Raw genomic sequence first — 20,475 nt, 5'->3', positions numbered from 1 at the left:
AAATCCTCTCATATAATATATAAAAATTTGGGCTACATCTTAAAAATATGAAATATTCTTAAGATGTAGCCCGCATTCGTAATTTTAATTAATAACCTGCCATTTCATTATACACTTTTTAACTAACCACGTACAATAGTATATTTATAAAATATTTGCTTATTATAGTTATACAACAAAATTTTAAGTTGTATGGTAAATTTATGATTCAAGTTCTAATAATTTAAATGCTTTTTCTTCCTCTACTGGTTTAGAAAATAAAAATCCTTGAACATAATCTACATTCATTTTATTTAATTTTTCTAATTGTTCTTCAGTTTCTACCCCTTCAGCTACTATTGGTAAATTTAATGAATGAGCTGATGCAATAATTAATCTTAAAAGCTTTATATATTCTTTTTTTACATTCATTCCGCTAATAAAACTCTTATCTATCTTTATTAATGATAAAGGCATATTTACAATATAATTAAGAGATGAATAGCCTGTACCAAAATCATCTAAACTAATTATAATTCCCATATCCTTTAATTCTTTAATCTTCATTATATTTTCTTCTATATTTTTAACTAATATTGTTTCTGTTATTTCTATTCCAATACAATTAATAGATACACCAGTCTTATTAATTATTGATTTTACCTTTTTTATAAAATCTTTTTCCATTATTTGAATAGCAGATATGTTTATTGAAACTACTATCTTCGCTTTTCTATTTACATTTATTTTTTTTGCAAATTTACAAGCTTCACGCATTATATAATAGCCCATATCTATTATTAAGTTTGTGCTTTCCATAACTTCTATTATTTTTATAACAGGAACACCAGCGTATTTTTTACTTTGCCATCTAAATAACGCTTCAAATCCTTTTAGTTTTCTATCTATTGTATACTGTGGTTGATAAAATACCTTTACTTCATTTTTGGCTATTGCATACTTTAAATCTTTTTCTATATTTAAAGTTAAGTTTTTTTCCGCTTCTAATTCTTTAGTATATGTCATAAATCTATTTTTACCTAATTCTTTAGATTTGTACATTGCAAGGTCTACCTTTACAAGCAACCTATTTATATCTGATATATTATCTCCCATTGCAATACCTATACTAACAGAAAAATCATGCTCTTTATACAAACGTATTTTTTCTAATATTTTTTCAGCTTGATTACTTATAACATCTTCATTTTCTACATCTTTAAAAACAATCAAAAATTCATCTCCGCCAAATCTACATATAAAAGCATCGTTACAGATTTCCTTAAGTTCATTTGCTACATGTACAATTACTTTATCACCAAAGTTGTGACCATAATAATCATTAATATCTTTAAAGTTATCAATATCTATAAGCATCATACCTATTTTACTATAATCATTTTCATCTTTCATATAATCATATAATGCAGTTCTATTTGATATTTGAGTTAAAGCATCTGTAAAAGCTTGTTTCTTTATTTTTCTTTGTGCTTCTTTAATCTCTGTAATATCTATAAGAGCACTAGTGATACCAATAACCTTATTTCCTATATCAAAAACTGGAGTTTTATATATTTCTACATTTCTAATTTCACCTTTAATTTTAATATCAGACTCAAATCTTCTAGTCTCTTTAGATTCCATTACTTCATTATTTTCATCATGAATATTTTCTACAACATCTTCTCCAAAAAATTCATGTGGGACTTTTCCTATTAATTCATCCATGTTTACATTAAAATAATCTGAAAATTTATTATTTCCATTAACATATCTTGCTTTCGTATCAGTTAACCATACTGGAAATGATAAATTATTCATGAGTATTTGTAATTTTGCATCTTTATTTTTTAAATCAGTAACATCTCTTGCAATACCTATAGTACCTATTACTTCATCAAATTCATTTAATACTGGTGCCTTATACATATTAAATTGCTTAAATCCCTTCTCTCCAGGAATTATCTCATCAAAAACTACTTGTGTTCTTTTATTCATTACTTCTAAATCAAACTGTCTGCACCTATCTCCTACCATTCCACTCCATACATAATGATCACCTTTGCCTTTTATTTGCTTCATTGTTTTTCCACTATGTTCCATGAATTCATTGTTTACCTTAATATAATTACTGTCTTTGTCCTTAAACCAAGCCATAAAAGGAGTGTTATTTAATAATGCATCAAACTGAATATCTTTTATCTTAGAATTTGTTTCTGCTTTCATTAACTTAATTTGATTACTAATTCTTAAATCTATTTCTTCAAAGCTAAATGGTTTTAATATATAATCATCTGCTCCAATTTTTATGTACTCTTTCAAACTCTCAATATTCTCTTTATCTATACATATTATAATTCCTAATTTAACTTTTAAAAATTCATTCTTTAGTTTTTTTATAGTTCTAATAACTTCTTCATTACCTACATTAGTGTCTATTATTATTAAATTTTCATCTAACTTAATAACTTCATCTATGCTTTCATATATTGAAAATACAAATTTATTATTTTTAGCTTTATTATATACTTCTAAAAATTTTTTTGCATTACTAGAGATTATAACTAGTTGCCTTTTATCCATCCGTGAATTGCCTCCTAATATATCCTATAATCAGTAGTATAGCATAACGAAATAAAATATTCCTTAATATCTTGTTTTTTCTTACTCTATAATAAAAATATTGGCTATGTTTTATAGTAGAGTATTGATATATACATAAGTAAAATGGACTGAGTAATTGAACTTCTCCTAACCAGTTATTTTTTGCTAATTACTTTGAAATTTTCTTTAATCTATTATATTGTTAATCTTTTCTGCTTCATATTCAGCATTATCATTTATTTCATTTGATATTGTAGATATTGTAGATATCTCACTAGTTTTATTTAATAAGATTGCATCTAATTTATCTGCTAACTCCCTACTTTCTAAAAACTTTTTATCTACTACTTCAATTAATTTTCTATTCCAGATAGTAATACAGTAAATTAAAATTGTGATTCCATTTAAAATAACAAAAAAATTTAACATATTGGAGTATGAAAAATTTTCCCCTAAAAGACTTCTAGGATTAAACAAAAATAAGATTGCAATGCATATATCTAAAACAAATGCATCTATAATTAATACTTTTTTATTAAAATATAATGCACCACATACAATACCTGCTTCAAACACTAATGCATCCGATGCAGTAGTTTGTTCATTAAAGTTTGCAAATAAAAGATATCCAAAATTTGAGATTATTATACTTAAGCTAAAAGATATAGCTTTTATGAAATCATTTATATTTGAAAAAAATATTATAATTGAAACTATTATTGTTATTATGAATGGTAATAAATCATTAATACGTAGTTTAAAATTAAGCATTGACATAGTAGTTAAACTCATAAGTAAACTTATAACAATTATAGTTATATAATTTACTTTATGTATAATTTTAATATCAAATCCCCTATAGTTTTCCATTTTAATACATCTCCTAATCAAATTAATTTCCAATTCCATTATATATTATCGATATTAATACATTTAACTTTAGTAATCGTTGTCATTTTTGTTTATATTTTGAATATATTAATACATTAATTTATTGAAATTGACAAAAATGCATACTAATTTACAGTATGCATTTTAACTTGTATTTAAAATATTAAATTTCTTTTTCACTAAATAAATGTTAACGTACTGCTTTCTCTCTATGTTTTTTAATTACTATCTATCTAGAAGAAAGTTTCTTTAAATTTTTACTTAATTCGCTAATTTCTTCTATAGATAAAGTCATTGAGTTAATTTTCTTGCTTTGTTCATTGATTGTTCTATCAATTTCTTCTGTAGATGCTGAATGTTCTTCAGTAATACTTCCTATCCCTTCAATCTCTGTTTTTATAGGTATAAAATTATCCACTACATTTTTAATAAGAGTATGTTCTTCTCCTATATACTCATTCATTGTTTTAAAATATTCTTCAATGTTATTGAAAGAACTACACACATCATTAACAACTTTAATTCCATCATCTGCTGAAGTATTTCCTTCAGAAACCTTAACAACTGCATCATTAGTAATTAAATTTATTTCAGTAATTATTTCATAAATATTTTTTACTATCTTAGTACTTTGATCAGCAAGTTCTTTAACTTCTTCTGCAACTATAGCAAATCCCTTTCCATGTTCTCCAGCTCTAGCTGCTTCAATGCTTGCATTTAATGATAATAAATTAGTTTGAGATGAAATCTCATAAATACTATTAATTTCGGAATTTATTTTATCAATGCTATTTTTCAGAGTGTTAACTGTATCTAAAGATATTTCTACAGCTGATTTAATTGTCTCCATAGTATTATTCATAGAATTGATTTTTTCTGATCCATCTTTAACATTATCATTCATCTCATTTGCTATCATAGATATTGAATTAGATATGTCACTAGTTTTATTTAATGAATCAGTTGAGTTATTTATTCTTAAGTTTATATCTGACATACTCCTTACTATTTCTTGAACTCCAATATTTATTTGTTCCATAGACTCATTTATATCTTTACTAGTACCATTAACAAGTTTAATATCTTCAGAAAAATTTTCGATGTTACCATCTAAGTCATTAGTAACACTTTTAATATTTAATAACAGTTCATCTAATTTATCTATTAAATTTTTACTTTCTGAAGATTTTTTATTTGCTGCTTCAATAAGCTGTCCCCCCCAAATAGTAAGACAATAGATTAAAATTATAATTCCATTTAAAATTACAAAAAAATTTAGCATATTAGAATATGAAAAACTTTTTCCTAAAATACTTCCTGGATTAACCCAAAATAATATTGCAATACATATATCCAAAATAAGTGCATTAGTAACCAATAATTTTTTGCTAAAATATAATGCTGCACATACTATTCCTGCTACAAAAACTAATGTATCAGAAGCTATGGTTTGTTCATTAAAATTCGCAGATAAAAAATACCCAAAATTTGAAAGTATTATAGCTAAACTAAATGCTATAGCTTTTATCATATCCTTTATATTCGCAAAGTATATAATAGTTGAACCTATTAATATTATTATGAATGGTAATAAGTCTTCCATACTTACTTTAAAGTTAAGCATTGACATAGTAGTTACACTCATAAGTAAACATATAACAATTATAGTTATATAATTTACCTTATGTATCTTTTTTACATCGAACCCCCAGTTATTTCCCACCTTATACATCTCCTTCTTATATCTAGTGTACTAAAATTTTATAGTATATTGTAAATTAGATTCTTTATTAAATTAAATTGCAATTTCATTATATATTATCGATATTAATCTATTTTGCTTTAATAAGATTTCAACATGTTGTTTAAAACTTCATATATATTAATGTATTAATTTATTCATATCAATAAAAAAAGATCTAGATTAAATCTAAATCTTAATTTTAAACACTATTTAACAATGCTTTATTCTATATTTATTGTTTATAATCTTAGTTCATATTTTCAATTTCATTCATTAATTTATCACAGTATACTTTAACAAAAACTACCTTAAGATAATCGCCTTCAGGATATTTATCTGAAACCGCAAAATCCTCTGGTAATGTATGTTCCTCAAGAATAAAATACTTCTTATTACTTTCTACAAATGCTTTATCAATAAACTTCTTAAATTTATCCATATTAAATGTAGAACAATTAGTAGAACAAACTATTACTCCCTCATCTTCAGTAACATCAATAGCACTCTTAACTAAATCTTTGTAATTACTTGCTGCACTAAATGTATTATCTTTAGAAGTAGCGTAACTTGGAGGATCTAATATAACTAAATCAAATTTCTTATTATCTTTTTTAGCTTCCTTAAAGTAATGGAATATGTCTTCTACAATAATTTCATGATTATTTGGATCAATCTTATTTAATTCAAAATTTTCAATAGTCTTTTTTAAACTTCTACCTGCTAAATCTACACTAGTAGTTATAGCACCACCCATTGCTGCTGCCATTGAGAATGCTCCTGTATATGAAAAGGTGTTTAATACTCTCTTACCATTAGAATAAGTATTCTTTATAGATTTTCTAACATCCTTTTGATCTAAGAATATCCCAACCATAGCACCATCATTTAAATAAATGGCAAAATTCACGTTGTTTTCTTTAACAACTAAAGGTTCTGGTGCTTTTTGACCACAGTAGTAGCTATCTTCATCTACAACCATTCCATTATCTTCAAATCTCTTCTTTTCATATATTCCTTCAAATGAAACTAAAGATTTTATAGATTTTATTATATACTCCTTAAATGCATAAATACCTTTGCTATACCAAGTTATAAGATAATATTCATCAAAATAATCTATAGTTAATCCACCAATTCCATCACCACTGCCATTAAATACTCTAAAAGCATTTGTATCTTTAGAATGGTATAATTTCATTCTTTTTGAAAAAGCATTTCTTAACTTATCATAGAAAAACTTATTATCAAAATTACACTTTTTACTATTACTTAAAACCCAACCACAACCCTTGTTTTGCTTTCCATAATAGCCTTTACCTAAAAATTGTTGCTTCTTATCTACTAATGTAATAATATCTCCTTCATTTTTTAACACCTGTGGATTTTCTAATGTTTCCGCTGATATTAATGCATATTTATTGCTATATTTTTTTACATATTCATTTTTCACTATAACTTTTAATTCTTTCATTTGTTATCCCTACCTTAAATTAATACTTATATTATATATTTATCTCAATTATATAGCAAAGATTTTTAATTTATGTAATTAATAAAATGGTTAAATTAACATATCCTAATACTATTGACTCTAAGGCAACACTATGTTTTAGTATAAATAGTATGAATTTTAAAATTATATTAAGATATAAATAAGAATACTCTTATTTTGATTAATAAAAGGGGTTAATAAAATGGTAGAAACTCATAGGAATTATTTAATTGATAATAGTAAAGGTATATTAATTTTTCTAGTAGTCTTAGGACATAGCTTAGAATTCTTACGAAAGGATTATGATATTGTTAGAATTATGTATACCTTTGTTTATCTTTTTCATATGCCAGTATTCATCTTTATATCAGGTTATCTTTCTAAAAATATAGAAAAAGGACGTAAAAATGCAGTAAAAAATTTATTTATACCATTTCTATTTTTCAACATAATATGGAATATAATTGAGATGTATTCTAGATATTTTCTAGGAAATAATGCTGTTGAAATTACAAGTATAACTGTATTTTCATTTTTTACTCCTGGGTGGGCATTATGGTATATATTTTCAATGTTCCTTTGGAAGATATTTTTACCAGATCTTTTAAAAATTAGAAATATATTTATGATCAGTATCATTGTAGGAATAGCTGCTAGACTTTTTAGTGAATTAGGTACATTCATGTCGCTTTCACGTACTCTTGCATTTACTCCATTCTTTCTAGCTGGATATTATACAAGTGAAAAAAAATTACATGAATTAAGAAAATTTGGACAAGTCCCTTCTATATTAATTACTGGTATAGGTATTACACTTGCAATTCTATTTGTTAAACTTTTTAATATTCCAGGAGAATTTTTATGGGCTGATCGTTCTTATAATCATTTTGAAATAGGTATGATAAAAAGTATTATTCTTGCTACACTAAACTACGGAATTGGTTTTCTATTTATATATGTATTTGCAAATTTGGTAACTAAAAAGGAAACTTTTTTATGCAAATTGGGTAGAAATACTTTATCAGTATATTTACTACATACTTATTTTATTGGTGTTGTGTTGGGCATATGTTCTCTTATACCAAGTGATATTGTTAAATTTATAATCATTATAATAGGTACTTTTATTATTACATTTTTACTTTCACGAGATGTTGTAGCTATTAAATTTAATTGTTTCTTAAATGGTCTTAATAAAAAAATATTTGCTAAGGAAAAGTAAATCTTAAAAAGGTTGTTACAGAACAAAGTGGCTACTCCACCCTTCAATGAACAATTTACAATTGACAGCGGACAATTGTGGTTGAAAGCCACTGGCTTTCTTAAAAAATATATATTTAGAAATCACGTTGTAATTTCATCCTAAATTGTCAATTGTTCATTGTCAATTCAAAAATATGTCCATAACCTTAAATTTTATCAGCCTTTCAAGCTTCAAAAATTCTATAATTTCCTATGATAAAATAAAATGTAACAACCTTTTATATTTAGTTACTTAAAAAACTCTATAATCAGCTCTAACATTAAATGCTAAAGAAGTCATACATAAGCTCTCCATTTTACTCCCATTATTTAAAGCTTTATTAATTGCATTAAATAATGAACTTTTAAAAACAATATTCATTATCTCACTATTTTCATAGTATCCACTTTTAATAGTTCTTTCAATAATATCATATATTAAATTATAAGACATAATTTGTTCTTTAAATAATTGAATCTTTTCATTTCCTTTTAGTAATATAATTTCATCTGAATACTTTACCTCTGGGAATATAAACTCACAAAAAATTTCTGGTATAAAGCAAAATAATTCAGTAGTTAAAGTGTTATCAGCACAGAAATTAAAAATTTGAGTATATAAATTATTGTATTTTTCTGCTGAATCACATTGTTTGTATAAATCCAATGCTTTCATAGTAATATTACTAATATGTATTGGGGTAAAATTATATGGTACATATGTATTTTTTCCTTGAATTAAAACAAAAATTTGTTTTTCGGAATACAATGCTTCTTCTATTTTCCACACTTTAATATGTTCATTAATAATCTTACTTATGCTAATATTAACTGTTCCATTTATTCTACATTCGCAGTTTGTTGAATTACCAGTTTTAGATGCATATATCTTTATATAATAAACCCTTTTATTTCCTAAGCGCTTTTTTATTTCTTCCCCCAATAGTTCCCAATAATCTATTTTTTTACCTTCCAACTTTGTTCCTTGAGCTGTTAAACAGCTTTTATAGAGCGTAAACTCATTTATTTTATCATAATATTTTATTTTTAATTTATGACCTTCTTCATTTCTTAATGCATGTGTTATTCCACATAATGATGATAAAGAAAAACTAGATACTGCATGTTCAATAGCTGAATTAATATTACTTCCAACTCCTGCTACACATTCAAGTAAATCTTCATCAAAAATCTCATGCTTAAGTACAAATATAACTTGAATAAATCCTTTATTTATTTGTGATACATGTGCTTCTATTCTTAATTCTATGTCTTTAATATATAAATTTTCATTTTTTATTTCACTTCCTTTTATTACATTGTTTAGTACTCTAATAACTTTTTGATCATTAGTTAAATTTACATTACTTTTCATATCTTCCTTATTGGTTTCTATATTTTTTATATTTTTACTTTTTCTATTAAATATCTTGTTAAATATTCTCATTTGATTATTTTTCCTTTTAATTTGATTTTTAGTAATTTACTTAACCTCTTTAACATATAAAAACCTATTAGTTAAGTTACACTTTAATATCGGATTATTTTTCCATTACTTTATATTTATCCCTATTTTTATACTTAAAGTTTTTAATAGAATATATATTTATTTTATAAAAAACAAAAAAAATCCTAAAGATTAGCAATATTATCTATAAGAATTTTACATATTTATAATATTTCTTTTAATTATATATTAATATTTCTTTTATTAATTCTCTATCATAAACAATATTTAGCAGTATTTAATCAATGAATTCTCCTTAAAACTCGTATTAATTATACATATTATGGTATGAACCTTGACATTTTATAAAAATTTATTATAAGCATACTTATACACTCATAATAAATTAATTTCTAGAAGCCAGTAAGTTCAGCCTTTAATAAATTTTGCCTACTGGTTCTTACTTTTATTAATAAATCTTTATAACAAAAAAGACTGTAGTTTAAACTACAGTCTTATTTATAACAATATAAAATTATCTTCTATTTTGTTCTTTTTTAGCTCTTCTACAAGCTGCACATCTTGTTGGTTCATTATCGAATCCTTTTTCTTTGTAGAATTCTTGTTCTCCTACTGAAAATATGAATTCACTACCGCAATCTCTGCATACTATTGTCTTATCTGTCATAATAATTCCTCCCTAATTTAAAGATCTTAATTCATTAATAATCTCCATTTACGAGAAACTATTTATCAAATACAAGTCTTTATTTTAGTAACATTTCTGCTACTCATTTATAATAACACATAACTTTATTTATTACAAGGTAATTTTATTATTTTATATATTTAATCTATACTTTCATATATACAATACAATTAACTTATATTTTAATTTGTTAAACATTTTTATTGATAATATCTAAAAATATGTTCTCTGAAGTTATATCCTTTCTTAAAATTTTCTATGCTACCATATAATTGATATTTAACAAGCTTATCCTTCAATTATTTCTACAAATTTAGTTGAAGCTAATGAAAGTGGAACTCTTTTTAAATAACACACCCCTATATTTCTTTTAGGAATTTCTTCTACTGTTTTTACTTCATATATTAAACCTTTATTTAAATATTCCTTTGCAAATTCCTTAACTACACATGCTATTCCTAAATTTATTTTTGCAAATTCTAAGAGCAAATCATATGAACCGAGTTCAAACTCTGGTGATATTTTTATACCTTTTGAAATCATAAAATTTTCCACATATTTTCTTGAATTTGATGTTTGTTCTAAAAATATTAACGGCAAATTAGCCACATCGTCAAGTGACATATTATCATTTAATAAATACTTGTACTTCTCTCCACAAACGAAAATATCTTGTACTTCTACACATGGTCTTAATTCTAAAGATGGGTCATCTATTGGAAAATTACATATTGCTATGTCTATCTCACCACCTTTTATAAGTGTGCACAGCTCTAATGTTGTACTATTAATGATTTTAAACTTAATATTAGGATACATATTATGAAACTTCTCCAAATAAGGCATTAAATAATATTTTGAAATTGTATCACACACACCAATTTTAAGTTCTCCTACAGATAAATTGTGAAATTCTAAAATCTTTTCTTCTCCAGCTTCTATTAAACCTATAGCTGAATCTACATATTCAAAGAGATGTTTTCCTTCATTAGTTAGTGATACTCCCTTAGGTGTTCTATTAAAAAGACGAGTGTCTAATTCTCTTTCAAGCTGCATTATAGATTGACTTATAGCTGGTTGTGTCATATAAAGTTCCTCTGCCGCCTTTGAAAAGCTCTTGCTTTTTCCTACTTGACGAAAAATTTTATATAGATCTAATTTACTTATCATATAAGCTCTCCTTATATTAGATATATTTACTATTTATTTTACTTATATCATTAATTGGAGTATATTACAAGTATAAACCATATTATTTTGAATTTATTTTAAGGGAGAGATTATTGTGGAAAGAGTTATCGGAACAGTTGTTAGAGGACTTCGTTGTCCAATTATAAAAGAAGGAGACAAAATTGAAGAAATCGTAGTTGATAGCGTATTAAGAGCTTCAGCATCTGAAGGAATTTCTATTAATGATAAAGATATAGTTACTGTAACTGAATCAGTTGTTGCACGTGCTCAAGGAAACTATGCTTCAATAGATAACATAGCTACAGATGTTAAATCTAAGTTTGGTGATGATACAATTGGTGTTATATTCCCTATCTTAAGCCGTAACCGTTTTGCTATTTGTTTACGTGGTATTGCTAAAGGAGCTACTAAGAAAATAGTTTTAATGTTAAGCTATCCATCAGATGAAGTTGGAAATCACTTAGTAGATTTAGATCTTTTAGATGAAAAAGGTGTTAATCCTTGGACAGATGTTTTAACTGAAGCAAAATTCCGTGAATTATTTGGATATAACAAGCATCCTTTCACAGGAGTTGATTATATCGACTACTATAAATCTTTAATAGAAGAATACGGTATAGAATGTGAAGTTATCTTCTCAAATGATTGTAAGACTATTTTAAATTACACTAAGAGCGTTCTTACTTGTGATATACATACAAGATTTAGAACTAAGAGAATATTAAAAGCTAACGGTGGAGAAAAAGTATATAGCTTAGATAATATATTATCAGAATCAATTGATGGAAGCGGATGCAATGAAGCTTATGGATTATTAGGTTCTAATAAATCAACTGAACAAACAGTGAAGTTATTCCCTCGTGATTGTCAACCAATCGTAGATAATATACAAGCTTTACTTAAAGAAAAGACAGGTAAAAATGTTGAAGTTATGATTTACGGAGATGGCGCTTTCAAAGATCCAGTAGGTAAGATTTGGGAACTTGCTGACCCAGTTGTTTCTCCAGCTTATACTCAAGGATTAGACGGAACTCCAAATGAAATTAAATTAAAATATCTTGCAGATAATGATTTTGCAGATTTAAAAGGTGAAGAATTAAAAACTGCAATTTCAAATTACATTAAGAATAAAGAGGCTGATTTAGTAGGTTCTATGGCTGCACAAGGTACAACACCAAGAAGACTTACTGACCTTATTGGATCATTATCTGACTTAACTTCAGGTAGTGGAGATAAAGGAACACCAATAATCTTCATTCAAGGATATTTCGATAACTACACAAAATAATACTTAATTAAATATAATAGCCACTTAGATAAATTAACTTCTAAGTGGCTATTTTTCATATCAATATACTCTGGTTATCCAACCCTATGTTATAAATCAAATTTCATTGACTACAATACTTTTAAGTGATATTATTTTACTAAAACAGTTATTATTTAAATATTGATTATTTGTAGAGCTTGGTTGTTTTTAACAGATACCAAGCTTTTATTTATTTAATGGATATTCTAAGAAATAATAGTCTCATCTGCTAGTCTATTTTAGGCTATTATTTTCTTACATTTGCATAATATTAAAATATACTAATTGAAAGGATAATAATTATGAACTTTAAAACTTTAGGCATAAATGAAAATATAGTTAATGTACTAAACAAAAATGGAATTAAAACTCCAACTCCAATTCAGGAAGAAAGTATACCACAAATTTTATCGGGTAAAGATGTTATTGGAGAAGCTAAAACTGGAACTGGAAAAACTCTTGCTTTTCTTCTTCCCATTTTTCAAAACATATCACTTAATACTAATGGAACACAGGTATTAATTCTGTCCCCTACTAGAGAATTAGCAATTCAAATAACAGAGGAAACAAAAAAACTTAATGTAAATAATGATATTAATATATTAGCTGCATATGGTGGTAAGGATATTGGAAGTCAATTAAAAAAACTTAAACATAATATACATTTGGTTATTGCCACTCCTGGTAGACTCCTTGATCATATTGATAGAAAAACTATCGACTTATCAAAGCTAAAAACTATAGTTATAGATGAAGCTGACCAAATGTTATTAATGGGATTTAAAAATGATATTGAAAAAATTATGAAAGCAGCTTCAAAAAAGCACCAAACACTTTGTTTTTCCGCTACTATGGATTCACAAGTAAAAAAACTTGCCTATAGATATATGATTGATCCATTATTTATAGACATAAAATCACCAACTATAGCTGTTGATAAAATCAAACAGCAAGTTGTAGAAACCACTGATAGATGGAAACAAGATGCCCTTTGTACTACTTTGCAAGAAGATAACCCATTTATGGCAATGATATTTTGTAGAACTAAACGCAGAGCTGATGTCCTTGAGATTGCACTTCATCAAAAAGGTCTTAATTGTCAAAAAATACATAGCGATGTTCCTCAGTCTAAGCGTGAAAGAATAATGAAATCTTTTAGAAATGCTGATATTCAATATTTAATAGCAACAGATGTAGCTGCAAGAGGAATAGATATTTCTGGTGTTTCACATATTTATAATTATGATGCTCCAGAAACTCCAGAAAGCTATATTCATCGTATAGGAAGAACAGGACGTGCAGGTGAAAATGGTTATACCTGTATGTTCATTGCACCAAAAGATTCTTATCATCTAAATGCAATAGAAAAAAAATTAGGATTTACAATACCTAGACGTGAAATTTAAAAGATTTCTTTTTATTTAGGCTATGTTTTAAGTGAATGTTGATATTTTAGTATAAGGGCGAACTGGCATTGGAATTTGCTTTTTAGAACTCTTAATGAAGATTTGTACAATTAATTGCTTGTCAGCAATCTTTGATTGGGAGCATGCATTAATTGGACTAAGCTTTATTTTAGTGTTCTTAAAGTAAATTCCTCTGTCCATGAGCTTTATACTACAATATCAATACGCATTTAAAACATAGCCTTTATTTAAAATATAATTTAGTATTTTTTTACTTCTTTACAGTGTTGTGCTATTGAATTAGCAACATTCATCCCACTATTTAAAGCCCCTTGCATCCATCCATGTTTATTTGAAGCATGTTCACCTGCAAAATACACTTTATCTTTATATTCTGATTTTGTCATTGAATATAAAAAGTTAGTATGTTGATTAGGTGTAAAATAACAGAACGCGCCTAAAATTCCAGGTTCATTATTCCAATTTATTGTTTTAAAATCCATTACTATTTTATCAAGATATTTACTTGGGAGACCATTCACCTTCTCAACTTGTCTTTTTATCGTTTCAAAACGCACATCATTATTTAAGTTTCCTAAACGTATAGCATCTTGTCCAAGATTATATGAAGCTAAAAGTACTCCATAATTATTATATTTACTATGTTTTTTTATATTATAATTATAATAAGGATACCATATACTTTGAATTGGCAAATCGGTGTAAGATCCACCCCCTAATATTTTTTCATTATCATTACCTTTTTCCCAAAAACGTTCATTACACATAAAAAGTGTTTTTTGAGATGATGAATAATTTACTTCTTTTATTGCTTGCATTTTTTCAGTACTAAACATTGGAAATATATTCATATTTCTAAGACTAGAGAAAGGAATTGCACAAATAACATAATCAAAACTTCTACTGAAATTTTTTGAAAAATTTTTATATTTATACTCAAGTATAACTTTATTATTCTTATCATCATTAAATATACTAGTTACTGTTTTTCCATTTTCTAAAGTCACTTTTCCTAAATTCTTTTTTTCTATATTAGTATATTCTTTAGGATTTTTAGAAATTAATGAATTATAAAAAGCAAGAGGTAAATTAACTGAACCACCAACTATTTCATATCTATAAGCATAATCTACACTATAGTCTTCTTGCAAATTTTCTAAATAGCTATTATCATAAAAAGCACCAAGAAAAGGAGCAACACATGATATGAGTTCTATAGCACCTTCACTTAAGTTCATTTTTTTTAATTCATCTCTTATACTTAAACTGTCCAAAGATTGAATTAGAACTGAATATTGCTTTTTTATATGTAATAGTTCATTTCTTATAGATGGATTTATCTTTAAAAGATTATCTGCTAGAGCATAATCTATGAGTTTTTGCCAAGAGGTATTTTTTTCTTCAGGAGTTAGATTAAATTCAGGATAAATTTTTTCCATTACATTTTTACCTTCAGAATCATTTCTTACACGTTTATTTCTTATATACATAAATGCATTTTCATTTGTTTGGATAAATGGTCTTGTTTGTAAATTAAAAGTATTTATATAATGCCATGTACTTTCATGACTTATTGGTATACGCATAGCTCCAAGTTCACCATAAAAATTTTTATTTTTATCAAAATAATGTGTATAGACTCTACCACCAATACGGTTGCTTTGCATTTCAAAGATTGTAACATCAAAACCTAACTTTCTAAGTTCAAAAGCAGAAGATATGCCCGCAAGACCACCACCTATTATACCAACTTTAATTTCTTTACAATCTTTTGGAGAGGCAATTGTTGTAATATCATTTGGTGGAGCAAGTGCTGATATTATATCATCAAAATCTTCAATACGATTGGATTTTTCTAAAGCAGTTTTTAACATTTTATATCTTTCTTCATTGGATGGATTGAGTGATTGTACATATCTAAATTCTGCATTCATCTAAATTCAACTCCATTTTATAATGATATATTTAAGTTATATATTAAATATATTACTTTTTAAAAATAACATACCAATTATTTTTTAGATTAAAATTCATTAAATAAAGTATCTATATAAAAATAAATAGAATTTATTACTCTAAACATAAAAATCCTCAACAGTACATTCCGGTATTGTCAAGGATTTTTCCTTTGATGAAAATTAATTCAACATATCATTTAATCGGGCATTAATATGAATCTAATTGTAAATAATATCGCAAATATGTATGAAAGTTCATGTACTTCTTTTCCTCTTCCAGTTGATACTTTCATGATAGGGTAAAATATTGTTTAGTTATAAAAGAATGTGTCCCTTATGGGAAATAACAAAAGATATTAATATAGATTTAGAATAGATATATTGTGAATTTTATAAAGGAAGATATGAAATCCTTATGCTTATAAATGCTCGAATTGCTATTTAGTTGTTTGAAAAATTTGTATAGTGATAATTCATCTGATATAATTGAGTTCATAAACATTTATACATATCTCCAAGTTGTATTTTGTGTAGGAACTTAATTATAATAAGGATTTTGTATAAATGTTTTTTATTCAATTGTAAAAATTATTGAAATATTTTTTGCACTATCATAGTTATATACATATCTTAATTTTGCATAAAAGTATAATTATTTTCCTATAAGTTTATCATTTGAATAGATATGTCCTGTTAACCAATCATTTAGAAGTTGCAATATACTGACTATATATTCATCTTGATCCTCATCAATCTTTGAAAAATCTACATCTTTAATTCTTTTTATAAACGCATCATGCTCAACTTTCTGAGTAAACATTCTTTTATAATTAATACTTTTCATGTATTCTTCTTCAGCATTAAAATGAAAAACAGTGTAGTCTTGAAGTTCTTTTATTAACTCTACTACTTTATCATATTTATCAATTGTAAGATCATTTTTTAATAAAGCATAAGTTCTATCAGCTATTTCAAAAAGAACTTTATGTTGTTCATCAATAAAATCTATTCCAGTCTTATATTCTTCTTTAAATTCATACATTAAACACTACCTTCTTTCAATCTTTATATTTTATAATTATTATACACTCAATAATATATTTTATCAATTAATAATTATTACACATTAAAACAAACTCCTAATTTAATAAAAGTAAAATAATGTGCAACAAAGTTTTATTGTACGCTATTTTACTTTTTAATATCATTTCTATTACTACTTTTTAAATACTGATTTTTTCTGGCCACATATTGGACAAATATAATCATCTGGTAATTCTTCAAATGGAATGTCTCCTGAATACTCATATCCACATACACTGCATACATATTTTTCACTATTGTTTTCTACTTTTGTATCTTCTGCAATATAAGTTGGAGCATTTTTAGGGCTTTTTCCTTTTACAACCTTATGATAATAGGCATATGTCATAGCATCATCCTTTGAAAGAACATCTCCATCTATTACTTTACCTAAGAAAACAGTATGTGTATCTGTTTCCATCTTATTAACTACCTCACAGGTAATATAAGCACATCCTTCCGTTACAATTGGCATATTCCCTTTGATTTCATACTTTACTGAATCAAATTTATTTACATTTTTTCCAGACTGAAATCCAAAAGTACCAATGATTGATGGATCTGAATTCTCTCCTAAAATTGAAATTGCAAATTTTCCTGTTTCTTTAATACACTGATTTGTATAGTTATCATGATTTATACTAATTGCAATTGTCGCAGGTTCTGATGTAATCTGCATAGCACTATTAGCTGTACAACCAGTTGGTCTTCCTTCATCCCATACAGAAATTATATAAACTCCATATGATAGGTTTCTAAATGCGTTGTTATTCATAATTGTTGCCTTCTTTCATATAATAAAATTTATACTTCTCTAATTTTAAAATTAATAATTCTCTGCTTTTATTTCAAAATAGCTTTGTGGATGTGAACATACAGGACAAACTTCTGGAGCCTTCTTCCCAATACATATGTGTCCACAATTAGAACATTTCCAAATTACATCTCCATCCTTTGAAAATACCAAATCATCTTCAACATTGGCAAGTAATTTTTTATATCGTTCCTCATGCTCCTTCTCAATCTTAGCAACCTCTTCAAATAAATATGCAATCTTGTCGAATCCTTCTTCTTTTGCTTCTTTTGCAAAGTTTACATACATATCTGTCCACTCATAATTTTCGCCTTCAGCAGCTGACTTTAAATTATCAGGGGTATTGCCAATTCCATTTAAAAGTTTAAACCACATTTTAGCATGTTCTTTTTCATTATTAGCTGTTTCCTCGAAAATAGATGCTATTTGTACAAATCCATCTTTTTTAGCTTTTGATGCAAAATAAGTATACTTATTTCTTGCTTGAGACTCTCCTGCAAATGCAGCCCATAAATTAGCTTCTGTCTTTGTTCCTTTTAAATTACTCATAAATCATCTCTCCTTATAATATACATTAGTTAACTATTTTTATTTGTTAATTATTTTTATTTGTATATGTAATATTATATCATTATGCATATTAAATTCCAATTTTTTTAACAAATTTTGATGTTATATATAATAAAAATTTAAAGTCTGATCAATAACTATCCTTTTATTTACGCCTCTTTATTTGCATATTTTAAGTTTAATATTAAATATTTTACTAAATACTATTTTTGTATTTAATTCTTTTACTAATAAGTGAGATGACTCTGACTCTATACTGTCCTGTAAAATCTATATTCATTTTTTCTTAATTATGGTATATAATAAAAAAAAGAAAGAGGAGGTTATTTAGATGAGTTTTAAAATAAATGATACTGTAACTTGGGTTGGAAAAATCGATTGGGAATTAAAACAATTCCATGGAAATGAATTGTCTACAGATAAAGGTTCCTCATACAATTCATATTTAATCAAAGATGAAAAGACAGTATTAATAGATACTGTTTGGACACCATTTACTACAGAATTTATTACTAATTTAAAAAAAGAAGTAGATATACAAAAAATTGATTATATAGTTATGAACCATTCTGAAGTTGATCATAGTGGTGCCTTAGTAGAACTTATGAAAGAAATACCTAACACTCCAATTTATTGTGCTAAAAATGGGGTTAGAATATTAAAAGGACTTTATCATCAAGATTGGAACTTTGTGGAAGTGAAAACTGGAGATACATTAGATATCGGTAAGCATAAACTTACTTTTATAGAAGCTCCAATGCTTCATTGGCCAGACACTATGTTTACATATTTATCAGGTGAAAATATATTATTTAGTAATGATGGTTTTGGTCAACATTATGCTTCAGAGCTTATGTATAATGATAAAGTTGATCAATCAGAACTATATCATGAAGCACTAAAATATTATGCAAATATTTTAGCTCCATTTAACAGACAAGTTGCAAAGAAAATTGAAGAAATATTAAACCTTAACTTACCAATTGATATGATTTGTCCAAGTCACGGTATAATATGGAGAGATAATCCAATGCAAATAATAAATAAGTATGCAGAATGGGCAAATGAATATGCAGAAAACCAAATAACAATAATATATGATAGTATGTGGAATGCAACAAGAAGAATGGCAGAATGCATAACAGAAGGAATAACAAGTAATAATAAAGATGTTGTAGTAAAAATTATTAATTCAGGTAAGACTGATAAGAATGATGTAATTGTTGAAGCATTCAAGTCAAAGATAATTCTTTTAGGTTCCTCAACTATAAATAATGGTATTTTGGCTTCAACAGCTTCAATTCTAGAAATGATAAAAGGTTTTAAATTTAAAGGCAAAAAAGGAGCAGCTTTTGGTAGTTATGGTTGGAGTGGTGAATCTATAAAATTAATTACAGAAGAATTAGAAAAAGCTGGAATTACGACAATTAATTCAGGAATAAGAGAATTATGGACTCCTGATGAAGAAGCATTAGAGAGATGTAGAGAGTTCGGAAAAAATATTGCAGAAGAGCTTTAATTATATACATATTTACAATTAATAATTTGCTTTATATAAAGGAAATTATTATTCTTATAATATGTATATTTAATTAATATTACCAATTCAAAGGAGGATTTATATTATGGAAAAATACGTTTGTACAGTATGTGGTTATATTTATGATGAAGCAGTAGGTGACCCAGATAATGGTGTTGCATCTGGAACAAAATTTCAAGATATTCCAGAAGATTGGGTTTGCCCATTATGTGGAGTTCCAAAATCAGATTTTGAAAAAGAAAACTAGTATAAATTTTAATTAATATAATAAATAACATATAATGCACATAGACAAAAACATTGTGCATTATATGTACCTTTTATATATAACATATAGAGTAATGTATGTATCATCATCACATCTTTTACAGCAGTATTGCGGGTTTTCTTTTACGTCTTTTCCTAATCCTGATTTATATTAATTATACAATGAATGTGGATTCTTCCGAATTCACATTTTTTTATTCTTTAGGAA

The 20,475-nt window shown here is 26.0% G+C and carries 16 protein-coding genes; 5 read left to right on the top strand and 11 right to left on the bottom strand.

All coding sequences use genetic code 11. From position 1 onward, the window contains the following. Positions 1–201 precede the first annotated feature (201 nt). The 4 genes from NG904_RS06535 to NG904_RS06520 form a co-directional block, all read right to left on the bottom strand. The gene (locus NG904_RS06535) at positions 202–2,562 is read right to left on the bottom strand and encodes an EAL domain-containing protein (RefSeq protein ID WP_252230614.1); all 2,361 of its coding nucleotides are present in this window, start codon (positions 2,560–2,562) and stop codon (positions 202–204) included. Between the two features lie 207 nt (positions 2,563–2,769). After that, a complete protein-coding gene (locus tag NG904_RS06530) occupies positions 2,770–3,453 on the bottom strand; it encodes a hypothetical protein (RefSeq protein ID WP_252230612.1) in 684 nt (227 codons plus the stop codon). Positions 3,454–3,703: 250 nt separating this feature from the next. Beyond that, positions 3,704–5,197, bottom strand: coding sequence for a methyl-accepting chemotaxis protein (locus NG904_RS17470; RefSeq protein ID WP_252230610.1), 1,494 nt, complete (start codon positions 5,195–5,197; stop codon positions 3,704–3,706). 268 nt (positions 5,198–5,465) lie between these two features. Continuing rightward, positions 5,466–6,689: a class I SAM-dependent rRNA methyltransferase gene (locus NG904_RS06520; RefSeq protein WP_252230608.1), complete on the bottom strand. Its 1,224-nt coding sequence runs from the start codon at positions 6,687–6,689 to the stop codon at positions 5,466–5,468. 223 nt (positions 6,690–6,912) lie between these two features. Between NG904_RS06520 and NG904_RS06515 the strand changes: the two genes are divergently transcribed. After that, positions 6,913–7,932, top strand: a complete 1,020-nt coding sequence (locus tag NG904_RS06515) for an acyltransferase family protein (protein WP_252214248.1) — start codon at positions 6,913–6,915, stop codon at positions 7,930–7,932. A gap of 273 nt (positions 7,933–8,205) precedes the next feature. Here NG904_RS06515 and NG904_RS06510 read toward each other — a convergent pair whose 3' ends face one another. The 3 genes from NG904_RS06510 to NG904_RS06500 form a co-directional block, all read right to left on the bottom strand. Further along, positions 8,206–9,399 (bottom strand): DUF6348 family protein, encoded by a 1,194-nt coding sequence (locus NG904_RS06510; protein WP_252230606.1) that lies wholly within the window; start codon positions 9,397–9,399, stop codon positions 8,206–8,208. A 535-nt stretch (positions 9,400–9,934) separates the two neighbouring features. After that, positions 9,935–10,087: a zinc-ribbon domain-containing protein gene (locus NG904_RS06505; protein ID WP_003373161.1), complete on the bottom strand. Its 153-nt coding sequence runs from the start codon at positions 10,085–10,087 to the stop codon at positions 9,935–9,937. A gap of 309 nt (positions 10,088–10,396) precedes the next feature. After that, a complete protein-coding gene (locus NG904_RS06500) occupies positions 10,397–11,278 on the bottom strand; it encodes a LysR family transcriptional regulator (RefSeq protein ID WP_252214252.1) in 882 nt (293 codons plus the stop codon). A 115-nt stretch (positions 11,279–11,393) separates the two neighbouring features. On the opposite strand from NG904_RS06500, the gene NG904_RS06495 reads away from it, so the two are divergent. Continuing rightward, positions 11,394–12,587, top strand: a complete 1,194-nt coding sequence (locus tag NG904_RS06495) for a coenzyme F420-0:L-glutamate ligase (protein ID WP_252214254.1) — start codon at positions 11,394–11,396, stop codon at positions 12,585–12,587. Positions 12,588–12,910: 323 nt separating this feature from the next. Then, a complete protein-coding gene (locus NG904_RS06490) occupies positions 12,911–14,014 on the top strand; it encodes a DEAD/DEAH box helicase (protein ID WP_252230604.1) in 1,104 nt (367 codons plus the stop codon). Positions 14,015–14,274: 260 nt separating this feature from the next. On the opposite strand, the gene NG904_RS06485 is transcribed toward NG904_RS06490, so the two are convergent. From NG904_RS06485 to rbr, 4 genes are all read right to left on the bottom strand, one after another. Continuing rightward, the gene (locus tag NG904_RS06485) at positions 14,275–15,969 is read right to left on the bottom strand and encodes a flavin monoamine oxidase family protein (RefSeq protein ID WP_252230602.1); all 1,695 of its coding nucleotides are present in this window, start codon (positions 15,967–15,969) and stop codon (positions 14,275–14,277) included. Between the two features lie 676 nt (positions 15,970–16,645). Beyond that, positions 16,646–17,035, bottom strand: a complete 390-nt coding sequence (locus NG904_RS06480) for a bacteriohemerythrin (protein WP_252230600.1) — start codon at positions 17,033–17,035, stop codon at positions 16,646–16,648. A gap of 174 nt (positions 17,036–17,209) precedes the next feature. Beyond that, positions 17,210–17,851, bottom strand: coding sequence for a flavin reductase (locus NG904_RS06475; protein ID WP_252230598.1), 642 nt, complete (start codon positions 17,849–17,851; stop codon positions 17,210–17,212). A 51-nt stretch (positions 17,852–17,902) separates the two neighbouring features. After that, positions 17,903–18,439, bottom strand: coding sequence for a rubrerythrin (rbr, locus tag NG904_RS06470; protein ID WP_252230596.1), 537 nt, complete (start codon positions 18,437–18,439; stop codon positions 17,903–17,905). Between the two features lie 352 nt (positions 18,440–18,791). Here rbr and NG904_RS06465 point away from each other — a divergent pair, with 352 nt between their 5' ends. Both NG904_RS06465 and rd read left to right on the top strand, forming a co-directional pair. Then, entirely contained in the window at positions 18,792–19,979 is a 1,188-nt protein-coding gene (locus NG904_RS06465; protein ID WP_252230594.1) for an anaerobic nitric oxide reductase flavorubredoxin, read from the top strand. Between the two features lie 106 nt (positions 19,980–20,085). Further along, entirely contained in the window at positions 20,086–20,247 is a 162-nt protein-coding gene (rd, locus tag NG904_RS06460; protein WP_252230592.1) for a rubredoxin, read from the top strand. Positions 20,248–20,475 lie beyond the last annotated feature (228 nt).

Origin of the sequence: Clostridium sp. ZBS15, assembly GCF_023845705.1 — a bacterium.
Classification (GTDB): Bacteria; Bacillota; Clostridia; order Clostridiales; family Clostridiaceae; genus Clostridium; species Clostridium aquiflavi.
This window is presented reverse-complemented; position numbering and strand designations above follow the sequence as displayed.

Excerpts from the sequence above, each read along its gene's own strand:
- NG904_RS06480 (WP_252230600.1), bottom strand. The coding sequence starts at position 17,035 with ATGTATGAATTTAAAGAAGAATATAAGACTGGAATAGATTTTATTGAT.
- NG904_RS06530 (WP_252230612.1), bottom strand. The coding sequence starts at position 3,453 with ATGGAAAACTATAGGGGATTTGATATTAAAATTATACATAAAGTAAAT.
- NG904_RS06520 (WP_252230608.1), bottom strand. The coding sequence starts at position 6,689 with ATGAAAGAATTAAAAGTTATAGTGAAAAATGAATATGTAAAAAAATAT.
- NG904_RS06485 (WP_252230602.1), bottom strand. The coding sequence starts at position 15,969 with ATGAATGCAGAATTTAGATATGTACAATCACTCAATCCATCCAATGAA.
- NG904_RS06535 (WP_252230614.1), bottom strand. The coding sequence starts at position 2,562 with ATGGATAAAAGGCAACTAGTTATAATCTCTAGTAATGCAAAAAAATTT.
- NG904_RS06475 (WP_252230598.1), bottom strand. The coding sequence starts at position 17,851 with ATGAATAACAACGCATTTAGAAACCTATCATATGGAGTTTATATAATT.
- NG904_RS06465 (WP_252230594.1), top strand. The coding sequence starts at position 18,792 with ATGAGTTTTAAAATAAATGATACTGTAACTTGGGTTGGAAAAATCGAT.
- NG904_RS06490 (WP_252230604.1), top strand. The coding sequence starts at position 12,911 with ATGAACTTTAAAACTTTAGGCATAAATGAAAATATAGTTAATGTACTA.
- NG904_RS06515 (WP_252214248.1), top strand. The coding sequence starts at position 6,913 with ATGGTAGAAACTCATAGGAATTATTTAATTGATAATAGTAAAGGTATA.
- NG904_RS06510 (WP_252230606.1), bottom strand. The coding sequence starts at position 9,399 with ATGAGAATATTTAACAAGATATTTAATAGAAAAAGTAAAAATATAAAA.
- NG904_RS06505 (WP_003373161.1), bottom strand. The coding sequence starts at position 10,087 with ATGACAGATAAGACAATAGTATGCAGAGATTGCGGTAGTGAATTCATA.
- rbr (WP_252230596.1), bottom strand. The coding sequence starts at position 18,439 with ATGAGTAATTTAAAAGGAACAAAGACAGAAGCTAATTTATGGGCTGCA.
- NG904_RS06500 (WP_252214252.1), bottom strand. The coding sequence starts at position 11,278 with ATGATAAGTAAATTAGATCTATATAAAATTTTTCGTCAAGTAGGAAAA.
- rd (WP_252230592.1), top strand. The coding sequence starts at position 20,086 with ATGGAAAAATACGTTTGTACAGTATGTGGTTATATTTATGATGAAGCA.